At 71.9% G+C, this 6,868-nt stretch carries 4 protein-coding genes; 1 reads left to right on the top strand and 3 read right to left on the bottom strand.

Going from position 1 to position 6,868, the window contains the following annotated elements; all coding sequences use genetic code 11:
• Together VF665_RS25825 and VF665_RS25820 are read right to left on the bottom strand one after the other, a co-directional pair.
• Positions 1 to 1,776 (bottom strand): acyl-CoA dehydrogenase family protein (locus VF665_RS25825; protein ID WP_331056383.1); only part of this gene is annotated, 1,776 nt, incomplete at its 3' end.
• A 325-nt stretch (positions 1,777 to 2,101) separates the two neighbouring features.
• The gene (locus VF665_RS25820) at positions 2,102 to 3,388 is read right to left on the bottom strand and encodes a tetratricopeptide repeat protein (protein ID WP_331056382.1); all 1,287 of its coding nucleotides are present in this window, start codon (positions 3,386 to 3,388) and stop codon (positions 2,102 to 2,104) included.
• 289 nt (positions 3,389 to 3,677) lie between these two features.
• On the opposite strand from VF665_RS25820, the gene VF665_RS25815 reads away from it, so the two are divergent.
• On the top strand, positions 3,678 to 5,201 hold the full coding sequence (locus VF665_RS25815; protein ID WP_331056381.1) for a DUF1990 family protein: 1,524 nt from the start codon (positions 3,678 to 3,680) through the stop codon (positions 5,199 to 5,201).
• A 229-nt stretch (positions 5,202 to 5,430) separates the two neighbouring features.
• Here the strand turns inward: VF665_RS25815 and VF665_RS25810 are convergent.
• Positions 5,431 to 6,868 (bottom strand): serine hydrolase (locus VF665_RS25810; protein ID WP_331056380.1); only part of this gene is annotated, 1,438 nt, incomplete at its 5' end.

Raw genomic sequence — 6,868 nt, 5'->3', positions numbered from 1 at the left:
GGCGTTCTTGTGGACGGCGGCGAACAGGTCGCGGATGCGAAGGCGCGAGCGCTTGCAGAACACGTCGGCCAGGCGCTGCGCGTCCTTGCCGTGCGGCTCCTTGCTGAGCGCCTGCGCGCGCACGCAGGCGCACGACATGGCGTACAGCTCGGCGCCGATGTCCACGAAGCGGCCCAGCAGCTTGCCCTTGCGCTCCAGCTTTGCCTGGTACTTGCCCATGGCGTAGAACATTTCGCGCGCCAGCTTGCGCGAGGTGCGCTCGATGTAGCGCACGTGCCCGGCCAGCGGGCCGAACTCGCTGTACGCGCCCGGAAGCTGCCCGCCGCCCACGAAGCGCTTGGGGAGCCAGCCCGCGTACCACACCCCCGCCTTGGCCATGGCCGCCAGCTTGGCGCCCATGCCGATGTCGGGCTTGATCATGTCGCCGGCCACCGAGAGGTGCGTGTCCACCGCCTCGCGGGCAATGAACAGGTGCATGATCTCCGACGTGCCCTCGAAGATGCGGTTGATGCGGAAGTCGCGCATCATCCGCTCCACCGCGATGGGCTTTTCGCCGCGGGCGCGCAGCGAGTCGGCCGTCTCGTAGCCGCGGCCGCCGCGGATCTGCATCAGGTCGTCGATGATGCGCCAGCCCACCTCGCTGGTCCACAGCTTGGCGATGGCGGCCTCCAGCCGGATGTCGTTCTGCGCCTGGTCGGCCAGCGCGCTCGACATCTCGGCCATGGCCTCCAGGCCGAAGGTGTCCGCCGCCATGCCGCCCAGCATCTGCGCCACCTCGTCGTGCTTGCCGACCGCCTGGCCCCACTGCACGCGCTCCGCGGCCCACCTGCGGGCCACTTCCACCGCGGCCTTGGCGCCGTACGCCGCCGACATGGGGAGCGTAAGGCGGCCGGTGTTGAGCGTCACCAGCGCCAGCTTGAGCCCCTTGCCCTCGCCCCACAGAATGTCTTCGCGGGGAACGCGGACGTTCTCAAAAGTGATCACCGCGTTCTGCAGCGCCTTGAGCCCCATGAAGCGGCAGCGGCGCTGAATGGTGACGCCCGGCGCCTTGGTGTCGACGATGAAGGCGGTGATCTGCGGGATGGGCTTGCCGTTCTTGATCTTGTCGGGCGTGCGGGCCATCACCACCAGCAGTTCGGCGATGGTGCCGTTGGTGCACCACAGCTTTTCGCCGTTGATGATGAACGCGCTGCCGTCCTCGGTGGGCGTGGCGGTGGTGGCCAGCGCCGCCGGATCGGAGCCCACGCCGTCTTCCGTGAGCGCAAAGGCGCTGATGGCGCCCTTGGCGATGCGGGGCAGGTACTTCTTCTTCTGCTCCGGCGTGCCGAAAAGCTTGAGCGGCTGGGGAACGCCGATGGACTGGTGGGCCGAAAGCAGGGCGGTGAGGTTGCCGTCCTTGCTGGTGACCATGCCCACGGTGCGGCCGTAGCCCACCTGGCTCAGGCCGATGCCGCCGTACTCCTGCGGGATCTTGAGGCCAAAGGCGCCCACTTCGCGAAGGTCCTGCACCAGGTCCGCCGGCAGCTCGCCCGTGCGGTCGATCTCGTCGCTGTCCGCGCGCTCGATGATGGGGCGCAGCTTGGCGATGTAGTCGTCCGTGCGCTTCTTGTCCTCGGGGGACTGCTGCGGATACGGATGGATCAGGTCCAGGCGGAAGTTGCCCAGGAACAGCTCGCGCACGAAGCTGGGTGCGGTCCACTCCGTTTCGCGCGCCGCTTCGGCGACGTCGCGGGACTCCTGCTCGCTCGGTGCGGTCTGGCCGGTTTTGGCGCTCATCGCTCTGTGTTCGTCAGGGGGTAGGGCGGGCCCGGGCGCCGGTCGCGCAAGTCGCGGACCCGTCCGGCGGCATCCCGATTGTGAAGTTACGGGTGAGCGGGGCTCACGCAACAGCCGGGAACTGCGAGGGAATAGGGAATAGGGAATAGGGAATAGGAACAGCCGGGACGGAGCGGCATCCCGCCCACGCTCTGCACTCTCGTACTCTCGTACTCTCGTACTTCCGTACTGGGCACCGGGCACTGGGCACTGGGCACTTCCTTTCCTACGCACGACGGCCCGGCCGGGAAACCCCGGCCGGGCCGTCATCCATCCCGTTCCGCCGTCAGCGCACGCGGGCGAGCGAGCGCACCAGGTCGGCGGCGAGGTCCTCCGCCTCCATGCCGGACTCGCCCAGCGCAACGGGCTCGCCGAACTGCACCGCGCCCTTGCGGCGGGCGTTGTCCAGCACGGCCTCGCTCTCGATCACCACCTGGTTGGCGCCCGTGCGCTGGCCCAGGTCGCGCGCCGCCTCGGCCGCGCGCTCGGCGCGGCTCCACTCGCGCAGCGTGGCCCCGCCGCGCGCCAGCTCCAGCAGCGCCTGCGCGGCGCGCGGGGCGCGCTCCCACTCGGCGGACGCGCCCCACACCGTTTCCCACGCAGACTCGTAGCCCGCGCGGTCGCCGATGCCCGCGGCGGCGCGGCCCGCGTTGGCCGCCACCAGCAGCCGTTCGCGCGACGAGGTGATGTGCGGCAGCACCGCGCGGAATACCTCCAGCGCCGGGGCAAAGCGGCCCTGCTCCATCCAGAAGTACGCGACGTCGTGCGACAGGGCGGGCAGCCTGGGGTGCCGGGGTCCGTAAGCCCGGAACGCCAGGGTGGCCAGATCCTGCGCCTCGTGCGGCGGCCCGGTCTGCACCGCGATGCAGAACAGGTCGTGCAGCGCGCGCGCCTGAATGTCGCGCAGGGCGTGCCGGCGCGCCGCGCGCAGCCCGCGAATGTGAAAGCGCCGCGCCGCGGGGTAGTTGCCGCGCAGCTTGTACAGGTTGCCCAGGCCCAGGAATGCCTCGCTGTAGCTGGCCCAGTCCTTGGCCTGCCGGCCCAGCCCCACCGCGCGGCGGAACCAGGTTTCCGCCCGGTTGTTCTCGCCGCGCTCGCGCGCGATCTGGCCCACCCGGAAGGCGGCGCTGGCGTCCGCGGGCGAGGCCAGCGCGGCGCCCGTGGCCAGCGTGACCGCCGTGGCCAGCAGCCCGCGCGCCTCGGCCCACTCCGCCGCCTTGCGGCAGGCGGCGGTCACCTCGGGCTCCTGCGCCGTGGAGGGATCGCGCAGCACCTCGGCCGCGGCCCGCAGCGCGGGCTCCAGCGAGGCGTCGGCGCCGGCGGCCTCCAGCGCGGCCATCCGCACCGGGAGCGCGTCCGCCGCAAACAGGCCGCCGCGCTCCTCTGGCTCCACCAGCGCCCAGAGCGCCACGTCGCGGTAGGTCTCCCACAGCAACAGTCCCAGCGGTCCCTGCACCTCGTCCAGCACCTGCACGCCTTCCAGGCTCTCGCCCCCGTGCACCAGGGCGGGAGGCACGTGCCAGCGCCAGCGGCGGCGTGGCTTTCGGGGGCGGTTTGGCGGGGATGCTTCCATGTCGTCTCGGCGTCGGAAAGAAAGGACGGCTGCCCGCGCGCGGCCGGGGAAGGCGCTGGCGGGGGGGCACCGGACCGGCACGAAACCGGGGTTGGGGTGTGATGGTGTGCTAATTATGCGACAGCGAGGCCCGCTTCACCAGAGTTTCGCCGCACCAACCTGCTTGGGCGTCCGGCGGATGCAGAAAATTCGGTGTGCGGCTGTCCCCATAGGAGCGCGCGGCGGGGCGGGGAAGCACTGGCACCGGACGTGCCCCTCCGCACGGCAACACGGCAACCGGGAGGACGGGATGAAGGTGCTGGTGACGGGGGGAACGGGCGTGGTGGGCCGCGCCGCGGTCAACGAACTGCTCCGGGCGGGGCACAGCGTGCGCCTGCTTTCCCGCGGCGCGGAAGAGGACGCGCGCCAGTGGGCCGAGGGCGTGGAGCCGTACGCGGGCAGCGTCTCGTCTGACGAGGCGGTGCTGGGCGCGGCCAACGGCTGCGACGCGGTGCTGCACGTGGCGGGCATCGTGGCCGAGAACCCGCCGGAATCCACCTTTCAGGCCGTGAACGTGGACGGCACGCGGCGGCTGGCGCGCGAGGCAAAGCGCGCGGGCGTGCGGCGCTTCGTCTACGTCTCCTCCCTGGGCGCGGAGGGCGGGCGCAGCGGCTACCACAAGAGCAAGTACGCGGCGGAACTGGCCGTGCGCGAGGTGGCGCCTCCGGGATGGCTCATCGTGCGCCCCGGCAACGTGTACGGCCCCGGCGACGAGGTCATCTCGCTCCTGCTCAAGATGGTGCGCACCCTTCCCGCCATCCCCCTGGTGGGCTCCGGCGACCAGCCGTTCCAGCCCATGTGGGTGGACGACCTGGGGCTGGCGCTGGCCCGCGCGGTGGAGCGCGACTCGCCGGTGGAAACGGTCGTGGAGCTCGCCGGGACGGAGACGACGACCATGCGCGGCCTCATCGAGCTGATGAGCCGGATGACGGACCTGAACCCCGTCCTCATCCCCGTCCCCGAGTTCCTGGCCAGGATGGGGACGCAGGCGATGGACGCGGCCGGCCTGGGCTTCCCCATCAAGCCCGACCAGCTGACCATGCTGGAAGAAGGCAACCTGATCCCTGAGGGCGGCGTCAATGGGCTCACGGAGGTGTTCGGCGTCACGCCCACGCCGCTGGCAGAGGGGATCGGCAAGCTGGCGGACACGCTGCCGGAGCAGCTTCCCAGCGAGGGGACGGGCGACCTGCACCGTCAGCGCTACTGGGCCGACATCCGCGGCAGCACGATGAGCGCGGGCGAACTGTTCCGCATGGTGCAGACCGAGTTCTACCAGCTCGCCCCCGAGCCGCTGATGAAGGTGGGAGTGGAGCCGGGGACGCAGACGGGCATTCACGTGGGTGCCACCCTCACGCTTTCCATCCCCATGCGCGGCCACATCCAGGTGCGCTGCGTGGACATCGACGACGACACCATCACCCTCGTGACGCTGGAAGGCCATCCGCTCAGCGGCGCCATCCGCTTTGACGTCACGGAGGAAGGGCCGGGGCTGCTTCGCTTCGAGGTGCGCTCGTTCACGCGCTCCGGCGGACTCATTGACCACCTGGGAATGCGGACGGTGGGCAAGGTGGCCCAGCGCGCCACCTGGAGGTCCGTAGTGGAGGCCGTGGTGGAGCGCAGCGGCGGCACGGCGGAGGACGGCGTGCACGAGGAGGAAAGCACCCTCACCGGGCAGGCGGCAACGGACGTGGAGCAGTGGGTGGAGGAAGTGGTCATGCGCTTCCGCCGCAGCCAGTCCCCCGCGCAGGGCGAGGGTCGTCCCGGGCAGAGCTGACGGGATGATCGGGGGCGTTTCGGGCGGATCAAGGCGCGCCGAGGCACCCCTCCCAAAGCCCTTCTCCCGCAAGCGGGCGAAGAGGAGCCGCTCGGCGCGGCGACGGCGGCGGCGCGCGTCCGCGTCCACGTCCACGTGATTCGGGTGACGGAAGGATGAGCGCCGCCCCTGGCCTGGAGTTCTGGCCGGGGCGGCGTTTTCTGTGGATGGAGATCGGGCGTTCCGGCGATCAGGGGGCGCGGGTGCCGCGGATCTCCTGCCCGCCTGCGCGGATGATGACGTGCGTGGGCCGCCCGTCCGGGCCGCGTACGAATTCCACCGTGTTGCTCCCGCCCCCGACGGCGAAGCGCGACTCGGTTTCGGCCACCAGCCGCGCGCTGCCCTCCTCGCCCAGCGTCGCCGCCAGGCCGTCCGCGTCCGCCGTGACCGTGAGCGGGCCCATGGGCGTGTCGTAGCGGCCGGCGTAGGCGCGCAGCACGTCGTGCGCCACGCGCACCACCGGCCGCGCGAGGCGCGCCAGGACGGCCGCGGCGTTCTGTCCCCCCAGCCCAGCGGAGCGGCGGTAGGCGGCGGTCGCCCCCGCCGTGTCGCCCGCCGCAAGAAGGGCCTCGCCGTAGCTGTCGTGCGCGTTGGCGGACGCGGGGAAGCGCTCCGCGTTGATCCGCAGCACGCGCACGGCGTCGGCGGTGCGCTGGCGGCGGAGGAGCCGGTAGCCCAGGCTGTTGATCGCCACCTCGTCCAGCGGCGCCGCCGCGCCTTCTCCCGCCAGTTCGCGGAAGGCGGACGTGTCGCCCGCCACGATGCGCCGCTGCAGCCGCCGGCCGGGCGAGTCGTACCGGTCGTAGCGCAGCCACGCAAAGCCGGGTGCCTCCGTGCCCAGCGCGATCGAGGCAATCTCGGGGGTGATGGCGTGCGCGTTGGCGCCGTTGGACAGGATGATGACGCCGATCCGCCCGTCGCCGCGCGCCGCCACGTACGCCTTCATGTCCCCGTTGTCGCCCCAGTGCCACGCCACGGCGCCGCCGCCCGCCTCGGGTGACACGCCCCATCCCAGCCCCCATCCGAAGCCGGCGGGGCGCGGTGCAGACGGCGGCTCTACGCACACCACGCACGCCAGGTCCGCGCGTACCTGCATCCGCAGCATGTCTGCGCGGGTCTGCGGCCGCAGCCCGGCGCCGTTCATCGCGGCGGCGACGAAGCGCGCGTAGTCCGCGGCGGTCGTTTCCAGGCTGGAGGCCGCGCTGGCCGTGGTGGACCGCCGCCGCCCGGAGACGGCCCCGGTTTCACCATGACCGTACGCCTTGAGCGAGTCGTAGCGCGCCTGCCACACGAACGAGCTGCTCTCCATCCCCATCGGCGTGAACACCATGCGTTGTGCGAGGGCGTCCAGCGGCTCGCCGGTGATGCGCTCCAGGGCGGCCTGCAGGTACACGTATCCCTCGCCGGAGTAGCTGAAGCGCTCGCCGGGCGCAAAGTGAATGCGCACCGGCTGCCCGCCCTGCCGGCCATTGGGCAGCCCGGACGTGTGCGACAGCACGCGCCGCGCGGTGATGGCCTCCAGCCGCGCGTCGTCCGCGACGAACGGTTGCGCGACGTAGCGGCTCAGCGGCGCGTCCAGATCCAGCTTTCCCTCATCCGCCAGCCGCAGCGCGAGGTAGGCCACGACG

This window comes from Longimicrobium sp. (assembly GCF_036387355.1).
GTDB lineage: Bacteria > Gemmatimonadota > Gemmatimonadetes > Longimicrobiales > Longimicrobiaceae > Longimicrobium.
The sequence above is the reverse complement of the archived record's forward strand: the minus strand, read 5'-3'. Positions and strand labels throughout refer to the sequence as shown.